Annotated in this window: 22 protein-coding genes and 1 pseudogene; 11 read left to right on the top strand and 12 right to left on the bottom strand. The window is 64.4% G+C overall.

Translation table 11 applies throughout. The annotated features are described in order from the left end of the window. Positions 1 to 46 precede the first annotated feature (46 nt). The gene (locus tag AC0L3S_RS20735; protein ID WP_473280944.1) at positions 47 to 2416 is read right to left on the bottom strand and encodes a xanthine dehydrogenase family protein molybdopterin-binding subunit; all 2370 of its coding nucleotides are present in this window, start codon (positions 2414 to 2416) and stop codon (positions 47 to 49) included. A 211-nt stretch (positions 2417 to 2627) separates the two neighbouring features. On the opposite strand from AC0L3S_RS20735, the gene AC0L3S_RS20730 reads away from it, so the two are divergent. Together AC0L3S_RS20730 and AC0L3S_RS20725 are read left to right on the top strand one after the other, a co-directional pair. Further along, the gene (locus AC0L3S_RS20730; RefSeq protein WP_026233757.1) at positions 2628 to 3695 is read left to right on the top strand and encodes a Ppx/GppA phosphatase family protein; all 1068 of its coding nucleotides are present in this window, start codon (positions 2628 to 2630) and stop codon (positions 3693 to 3695) included. A 1-nt stretch (position 3696) separates the two neighbouring features. Then, on the top strand, positions 3697 to 4383 hold the full coding sequence (locus AC0L3S_RS20725) for an RlmE family RNA methyltransferase (protein ID WP_473280942.1): 687 nt from the start codon (positions 3697 to 3699) through the stop codon (positions 4381 to 4383). A gap of 21 nt (positions 4384 to 4404) precedes the next feature. Here the strand turns inward: AC0L3S_RS20725 and AC0L3S_RS20720 are convergent, their stop codons facing one another. Further along, entirely contained in the window at positions 4405 to 5895 is a 1491-nt protein-coding gene (locus AC0L3S_RS20720; protein ID WP_473257388.1) for an MFS transporter, read from the bottom strand. A gap of 393 nt (positions 5896 to 6288) precedes the next feature. Here AC0L3S_RS20720 and guaB point away from each other — a divergent pair, with 393 nt between their 5' ends. The 3 genes from guaB to AC0L3S_RS20705 all read left to right on the top strand — a co-directional run bounded on the left by guaB (position 6289) and on the right by AC0L3S_RS20705 (position 9434). After that, positions 6289 to 7779: an IMP dehydrogenase gene (gene guaB / locus AC0L3S_RS20715; protein WP_007609139.1), complete on the top strand. Its 1491-nt coding sequence runs from the start codon at positions 6289 to 6291 to the stop codon at positions 7777 to 7779. A 192-nt stretch (positions 7780 to 7971) separates the two neighbouring features. Next, positions 7972 to 8994 carry an NADP-dependent oxidoreductase gene (locus AC0L3S_RS20710; protein ID WP_473280940.1) on the top strand — a complete coding sequence of 341 codons (1023 nt, stop codon included), beginning with the start codon at positions 7972 to 7974 and terminating at the stop codon, positions 8992 to 8994. A 149-nt stretch (positions 8995 to 9143) separates the two neighbouring features. Beyond that, positions 9144 to 9434 (top strand): hypothetical protein, encoded by a 291-nt coding sequence (locus AC0L3S_RS20705; RefSeq protein ID WP_473257384.1) that lies wholly within the window; start codon positions 9144 to 9146, stop codon positions 9432 to 9434. Here AC0L3S_RS20705 and AC0L3S_RS20700 read toward each other — a convergent pair. Together AC0L3S_RS20700 and AC0L3S_RS20695 are read right to left on the bottom strand one after the other, a co-directional pair. Further along, positions 9418 to 10293, bottom strand: coding sequence for a metallophosphoesterase family protein (locus AC0L3S_RS20700; protein ID WP_473280938.1), 876 nt, complete (start codon positions 10291 to 10293; stop codon positions 9418 to 9420). The genes AC0L3S_RS20705 and AC0L3S_RS20700 overlap by 17 nt on opposite strands. 70 nt (positions 10294 to 10363) lie before the next feature. Further along, positions 10364 to 11047 (bottom strand): acriflavin resistance protein, encoded by a 684-nt coding sequence (locus tag AC0L3S_RS20695; RefSeq protein WP_473280935.1) that lies wholly within the window; start codon positions 11045 to 11047, stop codon positions 10364 to 10366. Between the two features lie 169 nt (positions 11048 to 11216). Between AC0L3S_RS20695 and AC0L3S_RS20690 the strand changes: the two genes are divergently transcribed. Then, complete coding sequence (locus AC0L3S_RS20690) at positions 11217 to 11639, top strand: MAPEG family protein (RefSeq protein ID WP_473257380.1); 423 nt, start codon at positions 11217 to 11219, stop codon at positions 11637 to 11639. Positions 11640 to 11673: 34 nt separating this feature from the next. Beyond that, positions 11674 to 12975: an RsmB/NOP family class I SAM-dependent RNA methyltransferase gene (locus tag AC0L3S_RS20685; RefSeq protein WP_473280933.1), complete on the top strand. Its 1302-nt coding sequence runs from the start codon at positions 11674 to 11676 to the stop codon at positions 12973 to 12975. A 207-nt stretch (positions 12976 to 13182) separates the two neighbouring features. Here AC0L3S_RS20685 and AC0L3S_RS20680 read toward each other — a convergent pair whose 3' ends face one another. The 3 genes from AC0L3S_RS20680 to AC0L3S_RS20670 all read right to left on the bottom strand — a co-directional run bounded on the left by AC0L3S_RS20680 (position 13183) and on the right by AC0L3S_RS20670 (position 14596). Further along, entirely contained in the window at positions 13183 to 13392 is a 210-nt protein-coding gene (locus AC0L3S_RS20680; RefSeq protein ID WP_007592195.1) for a cold-shock protein, read from the bottom strand. Between the two features lie 258 nt (positions 13393 to 13650). Continuing rightward, positions 13651 to 13983, bottom strand: a complete 333-nt coding sequence (locus AC0L3S_RS20675; protein ID WP_219683300.1) for a DHCW motif cupin fold protein — start codon at positions 13981 to 13983, stop codon at positions 13651 to 13653. Between the two features lie 241 nt (positions 13984 to 14224). Beyond that, positions 14225 to 14596: a nuclear transport factor 2 family protein gene (locus tag AC0L3S_RS20670; protein ID WP_473280931.1), complete on the bottom strand. Its 372-nt coding sequence runs from the start codon at positions 14594 to 14596 to the stop codon at positions 14225 to 14227. Positions 14597 to 14744: 148 nt separating this feature from the next. Here AC0L3S_RS20670 and guaA point away from each other — a divergent pair, with 148 nt between their 5' ends. Both guaA and AC0L3S_RS20660 read left to right on the top strand, forming a co-directional pair. Continuing rightward, the gene (gene guaA / locus AC0L3S_RS20665) at positions 14745 to 16343 is read left to right on the top strand and encodes a glutamine-hydrolyzing GMP synthase (protein WP_473280993.1); all 1599 of its coding nucleotides are present in this window, start codon (positions 14745 to 14747) and stop codon (positions 16341 to 16343) included. A gap of 17 nt (positions 16344 to 16360) precedes the next feature. Then, complete coding sequence (locus AC0L3S_RS20660) at positions 16361 to 16750, top strand: hypothetical protein (protein WP_473280929.1); 390 nt, start codon at positions 16361 to 16363, stop codon at positions 16748 to 16750. A gap of 146 nt (positions 16751 to 16896) precedes the next feature. Here the strand turns inward: AC0L3S_RS20660 and AC0L3S_RS20655 are convergent. The 5 genes and pseudogenes from AC0L3S_RS20655 to AC0L3S_RS20635 form a co-directional block, all read right to left on the bottom strand. After that, positions 16897 to 17046, bottom strand: a pseudogene (locus tag AC0L3S_RS20655) (class I SAM-dependent methyltransferase); the annotation flags it as partial. 83 nt (positions 17047 to 17129) lie between these two features. Next, a complete protein-coding gene (locus AC0L3S_RS20650) occupies positions 17130 to 17540 on the bottom strand; it encodes a nuclear transport factor 2 family protein (RefSeq protein ID WP_473280927.1) in 411 nt (136 codons plus the stop codon). 85 nt (positions 17541 to 17625) lie between these two features. After that, positions 17626 to 18225 (bottom strand): NADPH-dependent F420 reductase, encoded by a 600-nt coding sequence (locus AC0L3S_RS20645; protein WP_473280925.1) that lies wholly within the window; start codon positions 18223 to 18225, stop codon positions 17626 to 17628. Positions 18226 to 18257: 32 nt separating this feature from the next. Further along, positions 18258 to 19010 (bottom strand): SDR family NAD(P)-dependent oxidoreductase, encoded by a 753-nt coding sequence (locus tag AC0L3S_RS20640; protein WP_473280923.1) that lies wholly within the window; start codon positions 19008 to 19010, stop codon positions 18258 to 18260. A gap of 50 nt (positions 19011 to 19060) precedes the next feature. Next, positions 19061 to 19795, bottom strand: coding sequence for an SDR family NAD(P)-dependent oxidoreductase (locus tag AC0L3S_RS20635; RefSeq protein ID WP_473280921.1), 735 nt, complete (start codon positions 19793 to 19795; stop codon positions 19061 to 19063). Between the two features lie 265 nt (positions 19796 to 20060). Here AC0L3S_RS20635 and AC0L3S_RS20630 point away from each other — a divergent pair, with 265 nt between their 5' ends. Beyond that, positions 20061 to 20957, top strand: a complete 897-nt coding sequence (locus AC0L3S_RS20630; protein ID WP_473280919.1) for a LysR family transcriptional regulator — start codon at positions 20061 to 20063, stop codon at positions 20955 to 20957. Between the two features lie 148 nt (positions 20958 to 21105). After that, on the top strand, positions 21106 to 22008 hold the full coding sequence (locus AC0L3S_RS20625; protein ID WP_473257348.1) for an HNH endonuclease: 903 nt from the start codon (positions 21106 to 21108) through the stop codon (positions 22006 to 22008). Positions 22009 to 22016 lie beyond the last annotated feature (8 nt).

Raw genomic sequence — 22016 nt, 5'->3', positions numbered from 1 at the left:
CGAGCCGGGCGATGACAGTGTGCGTGTGGAGGGCAGAAGGGCAGCTTTACGCCGCGCTCTTCGCATCCTGGATCGCGCGCCACACACGCTCCGGGGTCAGCGGCATGTCGATGTGCTTGATGCCGTAGTCGGAGAGCGCGTCGATCACCGCGTTCACGACGGTCGACAGGCTGCCGGCGCAGCCGGCTTCGCCGCAGCCCTTGCTGCCGAGCGGATTGGTCGTGGCCGGCACCGGGTGGTCGCCGATCGTCATGTTCGGAACGTCCTCGGCGCGCGGCAGAGCGTAGTCCATCAGCGAGCCCGTGATCGGCTGGCCGCTTTCGTCGTAGCGGACGTGCTCCATCAGCGCCTGGCCGATGCCCTGGACGACGCCGCCATGGAGCTGGCCCGCGACCAGCAGCGGATTGATCACCGTGCCGAAATCGTTGACCGCGCTGTAGCGCACGATCTGCACGACGCCGGTCTCAGGGTCGATCTCGACCTCGGCGACATGGCAGCCGTTCGGGAAGGCCGAGGGCACCGGTTCGCTGGTGTGATCGACGTCGAGGCTGTCGGGCACGCCTTCCGGCGTCTTGCCGTCGTGCAGGCGCTTGGCGAGCTCCATGATGTCGATGCTGCGGTCGGTGCCGGCGATCGTAAAGCTGCCGCCCTCGAATTCAATGTCGGCTTCGGATGCCTCCAGCATGTGCGCGGCGGCGCGCTTGCCCTTTTCGATCACGAGCTTGGCGGCGCCCACGATCGCCATGCCGGTCGCGGTGATCGAGCGCGAGCCGCCGGTGCCATTGCCGGTGTGCACGATGTCGCTGTCACCCTGCACCAGCTTGACGCTGTCGAAGGGGACGCCGAGCTGCTGGCAGAGCACCTGCGCGAATGCGGACGCGTGGCCCTGACCGTAGTCGAGCGTACCGGTGATGAGCTGCACGGAGCCATCGGGATCGAACACGATCTTGCCGAGCTCGACGCCGGGAGGTGCGGTCACCTCCAGATAGGAGCCGACGGCGATGCCGCGCAACTTGCCGGACTTCTTGCTCTCCTTCTTGCGCTTGGCAAAATTCTCGTGGTCGGAGATTTCGAGCGCCTTGTTGAAGACAGCCTGGAAGTCGCCGCTGTCGTAGGTGACGCCGGAGGACGCGGCGAACGGCATCTGGTTCTGCTTGATGAAGTTGCGCTTGCGCATCGTCAGGCGGTTGATGCCCATCTCGTCGGCGGCGCGGTCGATCAGCCGCTCCATGTAGTAGTTGGCCTCGGGCCGGCCGGCGCCGCGATAGGCGCCCATCAGCGTGGTGTTGGTCAGCACCGTCTTGATGTCGACGGCCATCAGCGGTGTGCGATAGACGCTGGAAAAGTTCTTGCTGGTATTGAGCGAGAGCGGACTGGGCGCGACCCCGGTGATGTAGGCACCGAGATTGCCGTAGCCCCATAGCTTGGCGGCGAGGAAATGCCCCTCGGCGTCCAGCGCGAGCTCCGCGTGAATCTTCTGCGCACGGCCGTGGCTGTCGGACAAGAAGCTGGTCGAGCGTTCGTCGAGCCATTTCACCGGCCGTCCCAGTTCCTTGGCCGCGTACAGGATGCACATGTACTCGGGATAGTTGACGTTCTTCATGCCGAAGGAGCCGCCCACATTGGCGGTGAGGATGCGCACCTTCTCGTTCGGCACCTTCAGGTTCTTGGCGAGGTTGGCGCGGTTGCCGGCGACGCCCTGCGTCGGCATCTGGATGGTGTAGCGCTCGGTCTTCTTGTCGTAGGAGGCAAGGCCGACGCGCGGCTCCATCGAGACCACGGCGACGCGGGTGTTCTCGATGTCGACCTTGGTCACGTGAGCGGCGCTGGCGAAGGCCGCATTGACCTTCTCGATGTCGCCATAGTGGTAGTCGAGCGCGACATTGTTCGGGATGTGGTCGTAGAGCTGCGGCGCGCCGGGTTTTGCGGCCTCCTCGGGATCGGTCACCGCCGGCAGTGGCTCGATATCGAGCTCGACCGCCTCGGCCGCGTCGCGCGCCTGGGCCAGCGTCTCCGCCACCACGAAGGCGACGGGATCGCCGACGAAGCGGACCTTGTCGGTTGCGAGCGGCTGGCGGTTGGTCTGGAGCAGGGGTGAGCCGTCACGGCTCTTCAGCGGCAGGCCGCAGGTGAAGGGGCCGTAGCCGGCCGCATCGAGGTCTTTGCCGGTCCACACCCCCAGCACGCCCGGCATCGCCCTGGCGGCGTCGATGTTGATGCCGCGAATGACGCCGTGGGCATGGGTCGAGCGGACGATCACGGCATGGGCCTGGCCCGGCAGGTTGAAATCGTCGGTGTAGCGGCCCTTGCCGCGCACCAGGGTATCGTCCTCCTTGCGGCGGACCGGCTGCCCGACACCATATTTTTGCAGTGCAATAGCGTTTTCGAGCGTGGAGGATTTGGTGTGTTCTTGCATGGAATTGACCTGAAAAGCCGGCAAATGCGCGGTTTGGGGGGCGCCTGGGGGACCGGACCCCTCAAAAATAACCCACCGGCCCGTTCACGACAACGCACGAATGGGCATGGTCCCATGTGATGCGTTGTTGCGCAGGATTGGCGCGCTGCTAATGTTTCAGGCGAAAAAGCAATTCCAGATCGGCCCAATCGGCCGCGGAAAGACAGTTTGTATGAATGACCACACGCGGCTCCGCGACGGCCTTGCGCCGCACGGTGAGCTGGGGTCGATGGCGGCGGCGTTCGCCACTGAACCGGCCGTCGGCGCGCAAGCGCCGGGAACCGGTGTCTACGCGGCGCTCGACCTCGGCACCAACAATTGCAGGCTCCTGATCGCCTGTCCGACCCACGACGGCTTTCGCGTGGTCGATTCCTTCTCGCGCATCATCCGGCTGGGCGAGGGCGTCTCGGCAACCGGGTGCATCAGCGAGGCTGCGATCGAGCGCGCCATCGTGGCGCTCGGCATCTGCCGCGACAAGATCAACCTGCGCAAAGCGCGGCGGCTGCGGCTGATCGCCACCGAAGCCTGCCGCGCCGCCTCGAACGCAGAGGGCTTTCGCAGCCGCGTCGCTGCCGAGACCGGGATCGAGCTCGAGGTGATCGACCGAGAGACCGAGGCGGCGCTCGCCGTGCTCGGCTGCTCGCCGCTGGTCGATCCCAGGGGACGCGGCGCGATCCTGTTCGACATCGGTGGCGGCTCGACCGAGCTGGTGCGAATCGAACGCGACGCCGCAAATCCGGAGCCGCGCATCAAAGCCTGGATGTCGATTCCGTTCGGTGTGGTCACGCTGGCCGAGCAGTTCGGGGGCCGCGACGTGACGCCCGAGATCTACGCCGCGATGGAGCGCGAGGTCGCCCATCACATCGCGCCGTTCGCCGAACAGCATGGCGGCGATCTCACTGATATGCATCTGCTCGGCACGTCAGGCACCGTGACGACGCTCGCGGGCATCCATCTCAATCTCGCGCGCTACGATCGCCGCCGCATCGACAGCGTCTGGATGAACGATACCGACGTCACCGCGACCATCAACAAGCTGCTCGGCATGAGCTACGAGGAGCGCGCCGCGAACAGCTGCATCAGCGTCGAGCGTGCTGATCTCGTGCTGGCCGGCTGCGCCATCCTCGACGCGATCCGCCGCGCCTTTCCGCTGCCACGCCTGCGCGTCGCGGACCGGGGCTTGCGCGAAGGCATGCTGGTCGAGATGATGCGCGAAGACGGCGCGCTCAGGAGCTGGTGAGATGGCCAAGGACACCACCGGCCGCTTGCACGTCCAGGTCAAGACCCACGGCAAGCGCAAATTGTCGTCGAAGCTGTGGCTGGAGCGGCAGCTCAACGACCCCTACGTGGTGAAGGCGAAGGCGCTGGGCTATCGCTCGCGCGCCGCCTTCAAGCTGCTGGAGATCGACGACAAATACCGGCTGCTCAAGCACGGCATGGCGGTGGTCGATCTCGGCGCTGCGCCGGGTGGCTGGAGCCAGATCGCCGCCAAGCGCGTTGGCTCGGTCGACGGCAAGGGCAAGGTCATTGCGATCGACCTGCTGGAAATCCCCGAGATTGCCGGCGTCGAGTTCGCACAGCTCGACTTCATGGACAATGACGCGCCGGACAAGCTCAAGGCCATGCTCGACGGCGGCGCCGACATCGTAATGTCCGACATGGCTGCCAACACCACCGGTCATCGCAAGACCGACCAGCTTCGCATCGTCGGCCTGATCGAGACCGCCGCCGCGTTTGCCTGCGATGTGCTGAAGCCGGGCGGGACCTTCCTGGCCAAGGCGTTCCAGAGCGGCGCCGACGCCGAGCTGCTCACCCAGCTCAAGCGCGATTTCGCCACGGTGCGTCACGTCAAGCCGGCCGCGAGCCGTGCGGATTCCTCGGAGCGCTATGTGCTGGCGACGGGATTTCGGGGCGGAGCGACGGAATAGCAACAACGACGAGAAGAGAGGCTACCCCAGCCGCTGATCCCGCACGTCCTGCGTATCCTCGGTTGCGGCCTTGACGGCCGCCTTGGCCGCGCCCTTGCCGGCACCCTTGCGGCTTGCGATCTCCACGGCCTTGCGGCCGGAGACTTCGTGGCCGGCATCGGCGGGCATCTGCCAGAAGAACCAGCTCGACGCCGCCGAGGTCAAGGCGACCACGAGGAAGGCCGGCGCGAACACGCTGGCGTTGAGCTCGCTGGCGTGGCTGAGCCACATCGTCGTCTCCACGGAGGCGGCGCCGACGGCGACGCCGGCCGAGACGGCGAGCTGCTGGTTGACGCTGACGAGCGTGGTGGCGCGGCTCATCTGCGCCTGCTCGACCTCGGCATAGGCCACCGTGTTGATCGCGGTGAACTCGAGTGAGCGGAAGAAGCCGCCAACCACCAGAATGATCATGATGATCAGCAGCGGCGTCGTCACGGTGAAGAGCGCACAGGCGGCGAGGAAAACTGCACTGATGATCGCGTTCATCGTCATCAGGTTGCGGAAGCCGAAGGCGCGGATGATGCGCGCGGCGAGCGCCTTCATGCCCATGGCGCCGAGCGAGGAGCCAAACGTGACGAGGCCGGACTTGAACGGCGAGAGGCCGAAGCCGATCTGCATCAAGAGCGGCAACAGGAACGGCAGCGCGCCGATGCCGAGGCGGAACATGAATCCGCCGAGAACGGCCGCGCGCAGCGTCGGCAGCCTCAACAGCGTGAAGTCCAGCACCGGTGACCCCGTTCGCCGCGCGTGAAGGACATACAGCGTCATCGAGATCGATCCGCCGACGACCAGGGCGGCAACCGTGCTCCATGGCAGCAGATTGAGTCCGGCAACCGACAGCCCGAAGGCGATGCCGGCGAGCCCGAGGCCCGCGAGCACCATGCCGTAGAGGTCGAACGGCTCTCGTTCCTCGCTCTTGATGGGATCGATGAAGCGCAAGGCCATGAAGATGCCGAGCAGCCCGATCGGGATGTTGATCAAGAAGATCCAGTGCCACGACGCGTAAGTCGTGATGAAGCCGCCGAGCGGCGGCCCGATCACGGGGCCGATCAGGGCAGGAACCGTCACCCACGCCATGGCATTGACCAGCGCGCTCTTGTCGACCGACCGCAACAGCACGAGGCGCCCGACCGGCGTCATCATCGCCCCGCCCATGCCTTGCAGGATGCGCGCGAATACGAAATCGGTGACCGATGACGAGAGCGCGCAGCCTACCGAGCCGACCATGAAAACGCCGACGGCAATCGCAAACACCATGCGCGCGCCGAACCGGTCGGCGGTCCAGCCGCTAGCCGGGATGAATACCGCAAGCGACAGCAGATAGGACGTGATCGCGAGCTTGAGCGTCAATGGGCTGGTGCCGATGTCGGCCGCGATCGCGGGCAGCGACGTGGCGATCACCGTCGAGTCCATGTTCTCCATGAAGAGAGCAGTGGCCACGATCAGCGGAATGATGCGTTGCTTGTCGACCATGACGGATTGGTAATGGACATCGGAAGGAAGGGCGCGGATTGCGGCTTATCACCGCCACCGGGCCGCGACCATTGCGGATCGACGCATGGCACCTAAATCCTGGGTGACCCCGGGTGGGTGCGCCCTTCACCGGAGATCACGATGATCGGCCGGCACGGGGGGACGCCGTTCACCAGTAGGAGGCACCGCGAGGCTATCCCCCGCTGAATTTGCCCAAAAAGCCTGTGCATGGCTGGCCGGCGGTCCGAATTGCTTTGATTCGTCGCCCGCCCGTGCTATCGACCCGCGTCAACCCCACCGATGGGCTCCGATTCTCCGGCGTTGCCGCAAGGTACGCCGAGGGCGGCGCTCATCCATAGCTATTTGCGGCAGGGCCGCGGAAGGAGTTGGCACATGGCCACGGTGCAACAAGGCATTCGCGAAGCCCTCACATTCGACGACGTGCTGCTGAAGCCGGGCCTGTCGGACGTCATGCCGGGCGAGGTCGACATCCGCTCTCGCGTCACCCGCGCCATTCCGCTCAACATCCCGATCATGGCCTCCGCCATGGACACGGTCACCGAAGCCCGCATGGCGATCGCCATGGCGCAGGCCGGCGGCATCGGCGTCATCCACCGCAATTTCGATCCCGAAGGGCAGGCCGCCCAGGTGCGGCAGGTCAAGCGCTACGAGTCGGGCATGGTGGTGAACCCGCTCACCATCAGCCCCGACGCCACGCTGGACGACGCGCTCAAGCTGATGAGCGATCACGGCATCTCCGGCATTCCCGTCGTCACCGGTGCGGGCAAGTCCACGCCGGGCAAGCTGGTCGGCATCCTCACCAACCGCGACGTCCGCTTCGCCACCGACCGCCAGCAAAAAATCTCCGAACTGATGACGCATGAAGGTCTCGTTACGGTGCGCGAGAATGTCAGCCAGGACGAGGCGCGGCGGATGCTGCATCAGCACCGCATCGAGAAACTGCTCGTGGTCGACGAGCAGTATCGCTGCGTCGGTCTGGTCACCGTGAAGGACATGGAGAAGGCGGTCGCCCATCCGCTGGCCTGCAAGGACGCGCAGGGCCGCCTCCGCGTCGCCGCCGCCACCACGGTCGGTGACAGCGGCTTCGAGCGTACCGAGCGGCTGATCGACGCCGGCGTCGATCTCGTCGTGGTCGACACCGCGCACGGCCATTCCCGTCACGTGCTCCATGCGGTCAACCGCATCAAGCGCCTGTCCAATTCCGTGCAGGTCGTTGCCGGCAACGTCGCGACCTCCGAGGGTGCGCAGGCGCTGATCGATGCAGGCGCGGACTGCATCAAGGTCGGCATCGGCCCGGGCTCGATCTGCACCACGCGCATCGTCGCCGGCGTCGGCGTTCCCCAGCTCACCGCGATCATGGATGCGGTCGAGGCGGCGAAGAAGTCCGACATCCCCGTCATCGCCGACGGCGGTATCAAGTTCTCCGGCGACCTCGCCAAGGCGCTCGCTGCCGGTGCCGACATCGCGATGGTCGGCTCGCTGCTCGCCGGCACCGACGAGACGCCAGGCGAAGTGTTCTTGTGGCAGGGCCGCTCTTACAAGGCCTATCGCGGCATGGGTTCGGTCGGCGCGATGGCCCGCGGCTCGGCCGACCGCTACTTCCAGCAGGACATCAAGGACACGCTCAAGCTCGTGCCCGAAGGCATCGAGGGCCAGGTGCCTTACAAGGGCCCGGTCGGCAACGTCATGCACCAGCTCGCCGGCGGCCTGCGCGCCGCGATGGGCTATGTCGGTGCAAAGGACATGAAGGACCTGCACGACAAGGCCCAGTTCGTCCGCATCACGGGCGCGGGCCTGCGCGAAAGCCACGTCCACGACGTCACCATCACGCGCGAGGCGCCGAACTATCCGGGCGGGGGTTAGGCGCTCCACATTCCGCTGTCATGCCCCGGCTCGACCGGGGCATCCAGTACGCTGCGGCTTCTCGGCTCTATTAAGACCGTCTCGGAGTACTGGATGCCCCGCCATCGCTGGGCATGACAGCGCCTGTTGGGTTTGCTTCATTCCCACCCACCTCCTAAATGATTGCGACAAAGCAATCAGGAGGAAGCCATCATGTCCCAAGGCAAACGCATCGTTCTCGCCGCGCGTCCCGTCGGGGAGCCAAAGCCGTCCGATTTCCGCATCGAGGAATTCGCGGTTCCTACGCCTGCGGCAGGCGAAGTCCTGCTGCGCACGATCTGGCTCTCGCTCGATCCCTATATGCGCGGGCGCATGAGCGACGGTCCGTCCTACGCGACCCCGGTGCCCGTCGGCGGCGTGATGGAAGCCGGTACGGTCTGCGAGGTCGCAGCCTCCAACAATCCGAACTTCGCCAAGGGCGACATCGTGCTCTCGCGCGCGGGCTGGCAGACGCACGCGATCTCCGACGGCAAGGGGCTGAACAAGATCGACCCGAAGCTCGCGCCGATCTCGACGGCCGTCGGCGTGCTGGGCATGCCCGGCATGACCGCCTACACGGGCCTGCTCGATATCGGCAAGCCGCAAGCGGGCGAGACCGTCGTCGTCGCCGGTGCCTCCGGTGCGGTCGGTTCGGCCGTGGGACAGATCGCGAAAATCAAGGGCGCACGCGCGGTTGGAATCGCCGGCGGCAAGGACAAATGCGATTACGTCGTGAAGGAGCTCGGCTTCGATGCCTGCATCGATCACCGCGATCCCGATCTTGCGGCGAAGCTGAAGGAGGCCTGCCCAAAAGGCATCGATGTCTATTTCGAGAATGTCGGCGGCGCCGTGTTCGAGGCGGTCTTCCCGCTGCTCAATGCGTTTGCGCGCGTACCCGTCTGCGGCCTCATCGCCCACTACAACGACACTGAAGCGAAGCCGCCGAAATGGGCCGCCAGCATGATGCGCGCGACCCTGACCAAGCGGCTGACCTTCCGCGGCTTCATCGTCTCCGACTTCGCCTCCCGCCATGGTGACTTCCTGCGCGACATGTCCGGCTGGGTCCGCGAGGGTAAGGTCAAGTACAAGGAGTTCGTCACTGAGGGCCTGGAGAGCGCGCCCGACGCCTTCATGGGGCTTCTGAAGGGGGCCAATTTCGGCAAGCAGCTGGTGCGGGTCGGGCCGGATAGGGCTTGATCCGCCGTTCTCGGCCCCTCGGGAGCCGGTATGGTTAACAAAGAGTGACCGATCGGCCACACCCGCCCGTAAAAGCCGCAGGTGTGACCGTCGGTTCATTGACGCGCTCGCGAAGGCATTGAATCATTGCGCATATTTCAGGTGCGATGATGTTAGAGCTTGTTGTTTTCTGCGTAATCCTGCTGGCCGCCGGTTATTGGGCGACGATGTTTGTCATGGGCCGTCGCGACGACGTTATCCATGGCAAGTTCGTTCACACCGAGGACGCTGGCGCGTTCCCGCAATCCGCGATGCCCGCGCCGCCATTCCCCAAGCGTCCGGTCAAAGCCGCGCGGCCTGCCAATGTTCAGCCCGCCAACACCGGGGCCAAGCCGGTGAACAGCGACGCGCTGCAGTCCTTGCTTGCAGCGATCCAGCAGGATCTCAAAAGCGTCGCTTGAGCAGCCATGGGAAGCGCCAATGCTCGCCGTCCATCTGGGCGAGCAGCTCCTCGATATCGATGTCGACCTGGCCGGCGGCCCTGACGTGGCGAACCTCGAAGCCGTCGGGCTGGAAGCGGTACTCCACAAGGCCGACCTCCTTGATCGCGATCCGGTCCTGGCGCGCATCGTTGATCTTGAAGCCGGCTGACGGCGCCCAGACGTGGCGGGTGTGGCACCAGGTGAAGTCGCGCCGCTGGTGCACGTGACCGCTGGCGATGAGGCGCACGTCGACATTGGAAAACATCTCGATCAGTCGCGCGCGGGCCGGCTGCGGCACGTAGCGGATCGACGTCTCCGGCATCTCGGGGTCGTCGGGCCCGTTGAGAAACACCGGCTTGTGCACGAACAGCGCGATCGGCTTGCCGTTCGTGCGCGAAACTTCCGAGGCAAGCCAGTCGAACTGCTCGGCCTCGAAGGCGAGCCCTGAATTCATCACCAGCGAGTTGAGGCCGATGAAGCACCAGCCCGCGGCCTCGAACGACCAATGGTCCTCGCCGATGATCTCGCGGAATTGCTGACGATGCGCTTCCGCGACCGGCGGCTTCGGCGCGGGGCCAACCGCGGTCGGATTGTCGCCAATGTCGTGATTGCCGGGGATGTAGCGGCAGGCGACGGGCAGGGCATCGTGCAGGCGCTTGGCGAATTCGACATCGTCGCGGCTGGTCGGCCCGTCGAACGAGACGTCGCCGGTGTTGACGACGAGATCGGGCCTATCGGTGTCGATATGCTCGCTGAGCGCCTGGAAGTTGGCGATCAGGCCGGGGAAGCGCCGGCCAAGATGGGTGTCGGAGATCTGCGTCAGGCGAAATTCGGGCATGGATCGATCATAGGCCACGCCCGACGTCGGAACGATGACGGCGCGTCCGCGGTCAGCGATCGAACAAAGTTTAAAGCACGCGATAGCGGATTGTGTAGGCGTCCTGCGGCGCGACCGCGCTTGTCAACGGCGAGGCGATGCGGTCGGCGAGGTGCCAAGGACCGAATTGAGGACCGAATTGAGGACCGAATTGAGGACCGAACTGAGGACCGAACTGCTCGGAGCGATGCGGCTCGGCGGGCAGGCGGAGGCGAAATTCGAAGGTGCCCTTGCCTGGCAGGTTCACGACCAGCACGCGGTCCGCAGTGCGGTGGTTGAGCACCACCGCGCCGCGAAGCACGGAGCGGCCATCACCGAGCTCCCGCACGCCCTCGACCAGTGCCAGCGTCTGGTTTCGGTCGGTATGCAGCTCAATCTGGGTGTCGGACGCCGCCGCCAAGGTCTCCTTGGGCATGCGGATCTCGAACTCGACCGCGGGTTTTGACGGATTGAGGCCGAGATAGGCCAGCGCGGCATGGCGCATGTCGTAGGCGGCAAAAGCGAACAGAGCGAGGGCGGCGAGCGCAGCGAGGCCATGCCTGAGGACATCGCGCCAGGTCCGATAGCTCATGCGGAAGTAGACCGTCATCGCCAGCGCCACCGCGAGCGCCGTCGCGATGCCTGCCAGCGCCGACATCAGGATGCCGAACTGGCCGTCGGCCGACTCGGTCAACGCGCCGCTCAGGCTGGCGAACTGGCTGAAGAGGGTGTTCATGGCGGTCTCTCGCCTTGCGCCCCCGAGGGGCCAAAATCGCTTTAACTGTCGGCAGTTGGTCGCCTCATCGGGAACGCCGGTTCAACTCGTTGATTGTCAGGACCAGCGGTGACCGCTAAGGGACGCTAGCTGTGCCTTCCGCCGGATAGGAAAATCCCGGGAAATTCCGATGTCCATTCAAATGGTTTTGCTGCCGGTCTTCGTGCAGGTCGGTCTCACCTTCGCGCTCCTGATCGCCATGGCGATGGGACGCCGGCGCGCGCTCGTCTCCGGCGAGACCAAGAGCCGCGACGTTGCGCTCGGCGAGCCCAACTGGCCCAAGGGCGCCACACAAATCGCCAATTGCTACCGCAACCAGTTCGAGCTGCCGGTGCTGTTCTACGCCCTGATCGCGCTGGCGCTCCCGTTGCGCCATGCCGATCTGTTCATCGTGCTGATGTCCTGGGTGTTCGTGGTGACGCGCTTCGTCCATGCCGGAATCTTCGTCTCCTCAAACAATCTTGGCCGCCGCTCCACGATCTGGCTCGCCGGCGTGCTTGTCCTGCTCGCGATGTGGATCTACTTCGCGTTGAAAATGCTGTTGCTGATCTAGGCGCTACTCGCCGATCCTGATCTGAAAGATTCAAATGACTCCCGCTGCCCGGCTGTCCGCAGCCATCGAACTGATCGACACCATCGAGAAAGACCGCGTGCCCGCGGCCAAGGCGCTGAAGGAGTGGGGCACCGCGCACCGCTTCGCCGGCTCCGGCGACCGCGCCGCCATTGCCGGCCTCGTCTGGGACGTGCTGCGCCGCTATGCCTCGAGCGCCTACCTGATGGATTCCGACACCGCGCGTGCTCGGCTGATCGGCATGCTTCGCCTCGAACGCAACATGGATATCGCGACCATGGCCGCGCTGTTCGACGGCAGCCGCTTTGCTCCGGCGCCCTTGACCGAGGCCGAGCAGGCCGCGCTCGCCTCGCGGTCGCTTCAAGGTGCCCCGGCTGCGATCGCCGGCGACTATCCGGAATGGCTGGATCCGTATCTGGCAAAGGCGTTCGGCGACGAGCGCGTCGCGGAGGCGGCCGCGATGGCGAGCCGGGCGCCGCTCGACCTGCGCGTCAACACGCTAAAATCCAATCGCGACAAGGTGCTGGGGGCGCTTGCTCATCTTCATGCGAAACCGACGCAGTGGTCCACAACCGGGCTGCGCATCGAGCTTTCGGCCGATGCGCGCAACCCCGGCATCCAGGCCGAAGAGGATTTCATCAAGGGTGCCATTGAAGTGCAGGATGAGGGGTCGCAGCTTGCAGCTGCCCTGACCGCGGCAAAACCCGGCGAGCAGGTGATCGATCTCTGTGCGGGAGCCGGCGGCAAGACGCTGGCGCTCGCCGCGATGATGCAGGGCAAGGGCCGGCTGATCGCCACCGACAGCGACAAGCGGCAACTTGCGCCCATTCACGAACGACTGTCGCGCGCCGGCGTCCACAATGCCGACGTGCGCACGCCCAAGGGTGAGGCCGATCCGCTGGCCGAGATCAGCGCCACCGCCGACCTCGTCGTGATCGATGCGCCCTGCACGGGAACCGGAACCTGGCGCCGCAACCCCGATGCCAAATGGCGCATGCGCCCCGGCGCGCTGGAGATTCGCTTGCGGGACCAGACCGAGGTGCTCGAGCGCGCGGTTCCGCTGGTCAAGGCCGGCGGCCGCATCGCCTACATCACCTGCTCGGTGCTCTCAGAGGAGAACGGGGAGCAGGTGAGGGCGTTCACCTCCCGCCATCCCGAATTCGCGGTGGTGCCGCCCGAGCAGACCGCGAGCGTGCTCTGGGACAAGGCGGAGGAGTTTGCGCAAGCCGCGCTGCAATCGCCGGAAGGCTGGCTGATGACGCCGCGGCGGACGGAGACGGACGGGTTCTTCGTCTCGGTCTTGAAGAAGGCGGGTTGATCTCACGGTCATTCCGGGGCGCCCGCAGGGCGAGCCCGGAATCCATCGCTCGGCAGTCTCCGCGGCCGAATGGATTCCGGGCTCTCGCTTCGCGAGCCCCGGAATGACGGGATCCCAAACAAAAACCCCGCGAACCGGAACCCGGTCGCGGGGTTTTCTAAGTCTGCGTTCTGCCGGTACGTCCGTGGTCAGAACGGTGCGCGGGCTTTAGCCGACGCGGAGATTGTCGGCCGAGGACTTGCCGCTGCGACGATCGGCGACGATGTCGAACGAGACCTTCTGACCTTCGTTGAGGGTCGAGAGGCCAGCGCGCTCGACAGCGCTGATGTGCACGAACACGTCCTTGTCGCCGTCATCCGGCTGAATGAAACCAAAACCCTTTTGATTGTTGAACCACTTCACGGTGCCCATAGCCATGGGGATTTCCTTTGCTTAAGAAGTTAACACGCGGACCGGTACGCACTATTGCGCCCATAATCCTGATCAGTCGATGTTGGAGAAATCATCTGAAGCGTGCGCGCCCGTCAGCAACGAAGCGAAGCGGCCCAGTCGTTCGGCCAAGTATCGATGATCACAATATAGCGAGATTTTGGGGCCACTTCAAGGCACCACCCGCCGCTCGGGATGTCGCCGAATTTTGCTATTTTGCGGTGCAAATTAACCCTTCCGGGGCGCTCAATCGACGATAAACAGCGTCGCCCCCGTCGCCGTCGAGGACCGGTGCGCGGCATCGCCGAAATCCGAGACCTGGTAGCTCATCCCCGCCGTGAGCTTGAACTTGCGGCCGTCGCGCAGCTCGCTGTCAAGCTCGCCCTGCAGCACGTAGAGCACGTGGCCGCGGTCGCACCAATGATCGGCGAGATACCCCGGCGTATACTCGACCATCCGCACCCGGAGATCGCCGATATTGAGCGTGCGCCACTGCGCTTGCCCGGTCTCGCCGGGATGGATGGTCGGCTCGACCTTGCTCCAGTCGGTGACGGTGAAGGGGGAGGTGGGGAGCTTCATGGGGAGGGTCCTGTCTCGGTGCCGGCGGCGGTGTTGTTAGCGTATGCGCCCGCCACAGTCTCCGTCATTGCTGCGCCCGCACTGAAGCGCTTGGGGCATGCTCGCGCCTAACTCTCGCTGTCATCGCCCGCGAAGGCGGGCGATCCAGTATTCCAGAGGCCGCGCTGTGATACGGAGAAGCCGCGGCGTACTGGATTCCCCGCCTTCGCGGGGAATGACAGTGGTGGGTAGTTGGCACCGCTTAATGCGCCGGATGATTCGCCGACCCCTGCATGATCTTTCCGGCCGCATTTACCCGCAGATATTCGCAGATGCGCTTGCCGCGCTCGTTCTCGTAGAGCACCACCATGCTATCAGGGCTGACGAACAATTCGATCAGCGAGAAATGCAGGTTCGGCAACAGGGCGAGCGCCTTGCCCCAATAGGCGCGCAACGAATCCTTGCCGCGCACGGTGCCGCTTTCATCGAAGCCCAACACGGGGATGCGGTCCGATGTCATCACGACGTCGTCGGCATAGAGCGTGAGCACGCGTTCGAGATCGCGGGCGTTCCAAGCCTCGATCCAGGTGCGGCCGAGCTCGGCAAGCGTTGATGGCTGATGGTGCTGTGGCATGGCGTTCTCCCTGATCGGCTCTTAATGATTGATGGGCCATATTGGGTCAATAATACTGACCTATATCGATTTGTCCATGCCCAAAGAAGAATGTGGGCGCGCGGCCCGCGCGGTTGCGGGCAGGGGCGCGGTCGCGTATTTGCTTGCCATGACAGCAGCACAGACCGACCGCTCCGCGTCGACGCCCTCAGTGGCCTCGGCGCACGACAAGATTCTCATCGTCGACTTCGGCAGCCAGGTGACGCAGCTCATTGCGCGTCGCGTGCGCGAGGACGGCGTCTATTGCGAAATCGTCCCGTTCAACAAGGCCGAACAGGCCTTCAACGAGATGAAGCCGAAGGCGGTGATTCTCTCCGGCGGCCCTGAATCGGTGCACGAGGCGGGCTCGCCCCGCGCCCCGCAAGCGATCTTCGATTCCGGCGTGCCGGTGATGGGCATCTGCTACGGCCAGATGGCCATGGCGGAGCAGCTCGGCGGCACGGTCGAGGGCGGCCATCACCGCGAATTCGGCCGCGCCGATGTCGAGGTGAAGGCGCCGAGCAAGCTGTTCGAGGACACTTGGTCTCTCGGTGGCAAACATCAGGTCTGGATGAGCCATGGCGATCGCATCACCAAGATGCCGCCGGGCTTCTCGGTGGCCGGCACGTCGCCGAACGCGCCCTTCGCGATCATCCAGGACGAGACGCGTAAATATTACGGCCTGATGTTCCACCCCGAAGTGGTGCACACGCCCGACGGCGCCAAACTGATCCGCAATTTCGTGCGCAAGATCGCGGGCCTCTCCGGCGACTGGACCATGCGCGCCTTCCGCGAGGAGGAGATCGCCAAGATCCGCGCCCAGGTCGGCAAGGGCAGGGTGCTCTGCGGCCTCTCCGGCGGAGTCGATTCCGCGGTCGCGGCCGTGCTGATCCACGAAGCGATCGGCGAGCAGCTCACCTGCGTGTTCGTCGATCACGGCATGCTCCGTCTCGATGAAGCCAAGACGGTGGTCGACCTGTTCCGCCACCACTACAACATCCCGCTCGTGCATGTGGATGCCTCCAAGCAGTTCTTGGGCGAGCTCGAAGGCGTCACCGACCCCGAAACCAAGCGCAAGACCATCGGCCGCCTCTTCATCGAGGTGTTCGAGGCCGAGGCCAAGAAGATCGGCGGCGCCGACTTCCTCGCGCAAGGCACACTCTATCCCGACGTGATCGAGAGCGTCTCCTTCACCGGCGGCCCCTCGGTGACGATCAAGTCGCACCACAATGTCGGCGGTCTCCCCGAGCGCATGAACATGAAGCTCGTCGAGCCGCTGCGCGAGCTGTTCAAGGATGAGGTGCGCAAGCTCGGCCGCGAGCTCGGCCTGCCCGAAATCTTCGTCGGTCGCCACCCGTTCCCGGGCCCCGGCCTCGCCATCCGCTGCCCCGGCGACATCACACGAGAGAAGCTCGACATCCTGCGCAAGGCCGACGCGGTCTACATCGACCAGATCAGGAAGCACGGCCTCTACGACGACATCTGGCAGGCATTCGCCGTGCTGCTCCCGGTGAAGACGGTGGGCGTCATGGGCGACGGTCGCACCTACGACTTTGTGGTGGGCTTGCGTGCGGTGACCTCCACCGACGGAATGACCGCGGACTTCTACCAGTTCGACATGAAGTTTCTCGGCGAGACCGCCACGCGCATCATCAACGAGGTCAAGGGCGTGAATAGGGTGGTTTATGATGTGACGAGCAAGCCGCCGGGGACGATTGAGTGGGAGTAGTTTTTAGAGACCGAGGCATGCTGATGCGCGCCGCCTTGAAAGTGGTGATGGCCGCAATATTTGCCATGCCAGCTGCGGCGGCTCTGGCGAAGTCTCCGGACTGCGCGAGTTGGCCCACGAACATGGCCCTCGTGCACCTCAAGAACGCCGGCCTGATTGAAATCCCATCGGTGATCGAGGCGCAGACCAAGGCCGTTCGTCTCGCGTCCGAAAAGATCGGTAAAGACCTCTACCAGCAAGTTTACGACATCACGTTTCACACCGAGGATGGCAAGACGATCGAGGTCATCACGAAAAACCAGGCATCGAGCGAGGAATGCTCGATGAGCGGCGTCGACGTCTACGTGGTCGCGAACAAAATCGGCGGGTCGGCAGAGCTGCCATCTGCCGGCACGCCGAAAAAGTGATCCGGCTGCACCGAAAGCTCAAGACCTGCAATTGACCCGCGGCGGATGCGTAGGGCGGATTAGCCGCAAGGCGTCATCCGCCCTCTCTCGCCGAGTCGCGCGCAAGATGGCGGGTTACGCTTCTATAGTCCGCCCTACGATCTCTCTCACGGCTTCACGAACCGATAGGCGAAGTGATCGGTCTTGCCCTTGATCGCGGGATCGAACACCTTGATCGTGTGCGGATCGTCCTTGTTCGCGAGCAGGGTGCTTTCCGCGTCCAGCACGAAGCCGGCCGCCTCCACCTCCTTGCGAACGTCGATGACGGTGGAGCCCGCATGGATGCGTGCGAACCGGATCAACTCGGACAGCTTGGATTGGTCGTACATCTGGATCTCCTTTAGGCTTGGGCATTCGACGCGCGCGCGGCTTGCGCCAGTGCTTGCGTGTCGACGTACTCCCGGATGTTCGTCAGTTTGCCGTTGCGAACCGTGATGGCGAAGATCCAGTCGTCCCTAAACGTCTTGCTCGTGGCTTTGATCTTTCCCGTCGCGAAGCCGACGATCAGGACCCGGTCTCCTTGCGCGACGAACTCCCGGGGTTCGGTGGACGTTTCGATCGACTTGGATGCCGTCTCCACCAGATCCGTCACCCCGTCGTGCCCGCGATGCGTTCCGGCCAGCGGCCAGTCCTCCCCGGGGATGATCCACTCGATGTCCTCAGTGATCAGCGCCAGCAGAGCCTCGCTGTCGCCACGGCCGATCGCGGCGAAGAAGTCTTTCACGGTCTGGATGTTCTTCTCGATACTCATGGGAATTTCTCCATCTCGCTCGGATCGGATCGCGCGCGATCCGATCCCGTGTGTCGTATCCCCAAGGGTGGGGACGTCGTGTTCGTCAGTCGAACTTGACCAGATCCTTGAAGATCAGCTGGCCCCAGCTGTTTCCGCGCGCCTGCACCAGCAGCCCGCCTTCCGAAAGCCCGCCGAGCTTGACCGGCGCGAAGCCGAGCTTTTCCGCAAGCGCGGCAATCTCCGCTGCGGCAGCGTCATCGTCGCTCGCCAGGAACACGACTCTCCTGCCGCCATGGACGGCCGGATCCTGGCCAAGCACGGCAGCACCCAAATGGTTGAAGCCCTTGACCAGTCGACCGCCGGTGAAGGCTTGCGCGAGGGCCTTGGACGAAGGTTGTCCTCCGAGTTTCTCAGGCGGCACGCCGTAGGCATTGGTCACATCGACGATGGTCTTGCCCTGCCACGTGGGCAGCGCCTTCGCGACATCCTGGTGCGACTCGAAACGGACCGCCAAAAAGATGATGTCCGCCTTGACGGCGTCCGCCAGTCTTTTGGGAATGATCGTGGGTCCGATCGCGGCCGCGGCGGATGCAAAGCTTTCCGGGTCGCGCGTGGTTGCAACGGATACTTCGATGCCATTGCGGGCAAACGCCCTGGCCAGGGCCTGGCCGATATGGCCGAAGCCGATAATTGCGTAGCTCATGATGTTTCTCCGATCTTCTGTCGATGGCGCGGTCAGACCTGCGCCATGCCGCCATCGACGGCGAGATCCACGCCGGTGATGTAAGAACTTTCATCGGAGGCGAGGAAGGTGACGGCAGCCGCGATTTCCTCCGGCTTGCCCCTGCGACCCATCGGGACCTGTGAAGCAAATCCGGCGGCGGCTTGCTTGGCTTGCTCGGCCGTCAAGCCCGTCGTTGTTTCCAGGGCAGGGGTCTCGGTTGGTCCGGGGCTCATCGTATTCACGCGGATTTTGCGGTCCTTCAGCTCCAGCGTCCAAGCGCGCGAGAAGCTGCGCACCGCCGCCTTGCTCGCGGCGTAGACGCTGAACCCCGGCAGCCCCTTCACGTTCGACACCGAAGAGTTCAAGATGATCGAACCGCCGTCCCTAAAGAGGGGGAGGGCCTTCTGCACGGTGAAGAACAGCCCCTTCACGTTGACGTCGAAGGTCTGGTCAAAATGGGCCTCGGTAGCCATCGCGAGCGGTGCGATCGTTCCCGCGCCCGCGTTCGCAAAGAGAATGTCGATGTGACCGTGTTTCTCTTTCACGACGGCGTAGAGACGGTCGAGATCGTCCAGGCGCGACACGTCGCCGATGACCGTCGTCACGTTTCTCTCGATGAAGGCTGCGGCGTCCTTCAGCTCTTTCTCGCGTCGTCCGGTGATCACGACATGCGCACCTTCGTCCACGAAACGCTTGGCTGTGGCCAGCCCAATGCCGCTGCTTCCGCCGGTGATGATGGCGATCTTGCCTTCGAGTTTTTTCATGATGTTTTCTCTTTCGTTGTGTGTGGGCCAGGCGCGGGACCGCGCCGGGGTCAGAGTTGCGCCAGGCCGCCGTCGACGGCGACTTCGCTGGCGGTCATGAAGCTGCTGTCCGATGAGGCGAGAAAGGCGGCCACGGCCCCGATCTCCGAGGGATCGGCCATGCGCTGCAGCGGGGTCATCGCGGCGAACACCTTCTGACCTTCCTCGCCCAACGCTTCCTTCGCGAGTTCGGTCGCAGTCGCCCCGGGCGACAGCACGTTGACGCGGATGCCGCTACCCTTCAGGTCCTCCGCCCAGGTCCGCGCGAGGTTGCGCACGGCCGCCTTGCTCGCGCTGTACGCGCTCATGGCCGGGGCTCCCGTGGTGCCGGCGCTCGATCCGGTCAGGATGATCGAACCGCCCTGGCGCATCAGCGGCAGCGCCTTTTGCACCGTGAAGATCGTACCCTTCACATTGGTGTCGAAGGTTTCGTCGATGTGCGCGGCAGTGATCTTGCCGAGCGCAAGCTGGCTTCCCGCTCCCGCATTGGCGAAGACGATGTCGAGGGTTCCGCGCTCGGCCTTCACCGCCCCGTAGAGCTGGTCGAGGTCGGCCTCATCCGAGACCGAGCCCTTCACCGCGCGGGCATTGGGCCCAAGCGCGGTGACAGCCGCGTCGAGCGCTTGCTGTCGGCGGCCGAAGATGAAGACGAAAGCGCCGTCCTCGATGAAGCGCTTTGCCGCGGCGCGGCCGATGCCGGTCGCGCCACCCGTGATGACCGCAACCTTGCCGTCGAGCTTTCCCATGATTTCTCCTGTCGTGGTGTCGGGACAGCATCTGCCCCCGACGACCCCGAGATAGGTCCGGCGGCGTCAGGCGTTGAGTGCGGAAGCGCGCACATCGGTGGTGCGAAATCGATCCGGCCGGACGAGCGACGCCAGCCGCGACGAGCGGTGTCCGCCGTTCGGAATGGGCCCTGCTGGCCGGAACCGGCTATGATGATCGCCCGTACTGCGGTACGAGGCGTTGGATGGGACTTGAAAGGCGCACCGCGCGGTGCGGGATTGCACCATGATCGACTGGGATGACGTTCGCTACTTTCTAGCCGTTGCGCGCGGAGGCTCGGTGCGGGCGGCCGCCGAGCGCCTCGGTGTGAACCACGCGACCGTGCTGCGACGCATCGCCCAGCTCGAGGAACGCCTCGGGGTTCAGATGTTCGAAAAGCTGCCTTCGGGCTACCGCCTGACGGCTGCGGGCGAGGAGGTCCTCGAATTCGCGGACCAGATGGAAGCCTCGTCGCACCAGCTGGAGACGCGCGTCTTCGGGCGCGACCAGGGCGTGCGCGGGCTTTTGCGGGTGACGCTGGCGCCGCCGCTGGTGACACATTTGCTCATGCCTGATTTCGCCGATTTCGCGCGTCTGCATCCCGACATCGAGATGGATATCCTGTCGTTCGGCGAGCTTGCAAACCTGACCAACCGGGAGGCCGACGTCGCGATCCGCGTCGTCTACGACCGCAAAACCCTGCCGCAAAATCTTCACGGCGTGAAGGGACCGGAGCTGTTCGGCGGCGTCTACATGTCGCGCGATAGACTGGCCGCGTGGCGTGCCGGCGCGCCTGATCCGATCCGCTGGATTGTGATCAGCATTCACGGCATCCCGGACTGGGCCAGCGCGGGTGAGGTTCGCACTACCGGCGTTCCATTCAGGACCTCGGACGCCGGGGCGCAGATCGCTGCTGTCCGACAAGGGCTCGGGATCACGACACTGCCGTGCTTCGTCGGCGATGCCGACCCGCTGCTGGTGCGAGTGCCGGGCACCGACCTGCACATGTACGGAACGGTTTGGCTCCTCACACAGGGAGAGACGCGCAAGACCAAGCGCGTGCGGCTCTTCACCGAGTTCGTATCCGGCAGGCTCGCCGCGTACGCGCCGCTTCTCGCGGGGCTGTCGGTGGCGCGCGACTGACGGGCGGCAAGTCACGGGCGTAAAGGTTGGCCTCGACAGATCAATGCGTTATCGTGCTTCAGAACAATCGAGTGGGAGTAGGGTTGTGACTGCTATTGAACCAGCGTTGCTGGGTGTTGTTTCCTGGAGAGGCAGCGCCGCTTAGATCATGGGATTTGGGGTATTCATCCATCGATTGGACTCGATCTACGATGACAGCCCCGCTGAGCAGTACCAATTTCCCAGTCAATATCTTCATCGCGTTGAAGCCTGCATCGGCGATTGGATAGTATATTACGAACCGAGCAAGGTTGCTGAAACGCGCGGTTACTTTGCAATCGCTCGGGTTCAGCAGGTTGTTCCCGATCCCGGTACTTCCGGGATGTTTCTCGCTTTGATTGAACCCGGAAGCTATCTCGATTTTGCCAATCCAGTCCCATTCAATGGACCGACAGGTCCAGTAGAGCGCGGCGTCCTTAACGAGCAGGGACGGATTTCAGGACGCGCTCAGTCCGCAGTCCGCCCAATCTCTTCCGACGATTTCAGCAGAATATGCGAGCTTGGTTTCGCGGAGAACGCGCCGCTGCTGCCGCGGCGCGACGGCGACCTCCCATTGCTCGAGCTTAACGACCAGCCTCAGGTGCCATTCGCGATTGAGCAGCAGCGCGACCGTGTTAGCGTGACGATTTCGAGAATTCTGCGCGATCGAGTGTTTCGCCGGGTCGTCCTCCGCGCCTACGACGAGCGTTGCGCCGTCACCGGCCTCAAGCTCATCAATGGAATGGGGCGCGCGGAGGTCGCGGCGGCTCACATACGACCCGTCGAGGCAAACGGGCCGGACATCATCAGCAACGGGGTTGCTCTTTCGGGCACCGCACATTGGATGTTCGATCGTGGTCTCATCAGCTTCGCGGATGATTTGGAGATATTGATCTCGCGCCAGACAAATGATCTGGGGGGAGTGCAATCGATCATCAACAAGACGGGGCGTGCGCTTGCGCCGCGCCGGGCGTCGGATCGGCCACATCCGCATTTCTTGAAGTGGCACCGCGAGCATTGTTTCAAACAGTAAGCAAAGCC

The organism is Bradyrhizobium sp. Ken01, assembly GCF_055807355.1.
The sequence above is the reverse complement of the archived record's forward strand: the minus strand, read 5'-3'. Positions and strand labels throughout refer to the sequence as shown.

What these genes read in the sequence shown, in the direction of transcription:
- AC0L3S_RS20680 (WP_007592195.1), bottom strand. Translation starts at nt 13,392, where the DNA reads ATGGCTATGGGCACCGTGAAGTGGTTCAACAATCAAAAGGGTTTTGGT.
- AC0L3S_RS20645 (WP_473280925.1), bottom strand. Translation starts at nt 18,225, where the DNA reads ATGAGCTACGCAATTATCGGCTTCGGCCATATCGGCCAGGCCCTGGCC.
- AC0L3S_RS20720 (WP_473257388.1), bottom strand. Translation starts at nt 5,895, where the DNA reads ATGGTCGACAAGCAACGCATCATTCCGCTGATCGTGGCCACTGCTCTC.
- AC0L3S_RS20685 (WP_473280933.1), top strand. Translation starts at nt 11,674, where the DNA reads ATGACTCCCGCTGCCCGGCTGTCCGCAGCCATCGAACTGATCGACACC.
- AC0L3S_RS20700 (WP_473280938.1), bottom strand. Translation starts at nt 10,293, where the DNA reads ATGCCCGAATTTCGCCTGACGCAGATCTCCGACACCCATCTTGGCCGG.
- guaB (WP_007609139.1), top strand. Translation starts at nt 6,289, where the DNA reads ATGGCCACGGTGCAACAAGGCATTCGCGAAGCCCTCACATTCGACGAC.
- AC0L3S_RS20630 (WP_473280919.1), top strand. Translation starts at nt 20,061, where the DNA reads ATGATCGACTGGGATGACGTTCGCTACTTTCTAGCCGTTGCGCGCGGA.
- AC0L3S_RS20670 (WP_473280931.1), bottom strand. Translation starts at nt 14,596, where the DNA reads ATGCCACAGCACCATCAGCCATCAACGCTTGCCGAGCTCGGCCGCACC.
- AC0L3S_RS20675 (WP_219683300.1), bottom strand. Translation starts at nt 13,983, where the DNA reads ATGAAGCTCCCCACCTCCCCCTTCACCGTCACCGACTGGAGCAAGGTC.
- AC0L3S_RS20705 (WP_473257384.1), top strand. Translation starts at nt 9,144, where the DNA reads ATGTTAGAGCTTGTTGTTTTCTGCGTAATCCTGCTGGCCGCCGGTTAT.
- AC0L3S_RS20635 (WP_473280921.1), bottom strand. Translation starts at nt 19,795, where the DNA reads ATGGGAAAGCTCGACGGCAAGGTTGCGGTCATCACGGGTGGCGCGACC.
- AC0L3S_RS20695 (WP_473280935.1), bottom strand. Translation starts at nt 11,047, where the DNA reads ATGAACACCCTCTTCAGCCAGTTCGCCAGCCTGAGCGGCGCGTTGACC.
- AC0L3S_RS20710 (WP_473280940.1), top strand. Translation starts at nt 7,972, where the DNA reads ATGTCCCAAGGCAAACGCATCGTTCTCGCCGCGCGTCCCGTCGGGGAG.
- AC0L3S_RS20690 (WP_473257380.1), top strand. Translation starts at nt 11,217, where the DNA reads ATGTCCATTCAAATGGTTTTGCTGCCGGTCTTCGTGCAGGTCGGTCTC.
- AC0L3S_RS20650 (WP_473280927.1), bottom strand. Translation starts at nt 17,540, where the DNA reads ATGAGTATCGAGAAGAACATCCAGACCGTGAAAGACTTCTTCGCCGCG.
- guaA (WP_473280993.1), top strand. Translation starts at nt 14,745, where the DNA reads ATGACAGCAGCACAGACCGACCGCTCCGCGTCGACGCCCTCAGTGGCC.
- AC0L3S_RS20625 (WP_473257348.1), top strand. Translation starts at nt 21,106, where the DNA reads ATGGGATTTGGGGTATTCATCCATCGATTGGACTCGATCTACGATGAC.
- AC0L3S_RS20660 (WP_473280929.1), top strand. Translation starts at nt 16,361, where the DNA reads ATGCTGATGCGCGCCGCCTTGAAAGTGGTGATGGCCGCAATATTTGCC.
- AC0L3S_RS20735 (WP_473280944.1), bottom strand. Translation starts at nt 2,416, where the DNA reads ATGCAAGAACACACCAAATCCTCCACGCTCGAAAACGCTATTGCACTG.
- AC0L3S_RS20725 (WP_473280942.1), top strand. Translation starts at nt 3,697, where the DNA reads ATGGCCAAGGACACCACCGGCCGCTTGCACGTCCAGGTCAAGACCCAC.
- AC0L3S_RS20730 (WP_026233757.1), top strand. Translation starts at nt 2,628, where the DNA reads ATGAATGACCACACGCGGCTCCGCGACGGCCTTGCGCCGCACGGTGAG.
- AC0L3S_RS20640 (WP_473280923.1), bottom strand. Translation starts at nt 19,010, where the DNA reads ATGAAAAAACTCGAAGGCAAGATCGCCATCATCACCGGCGGAAGCAGC.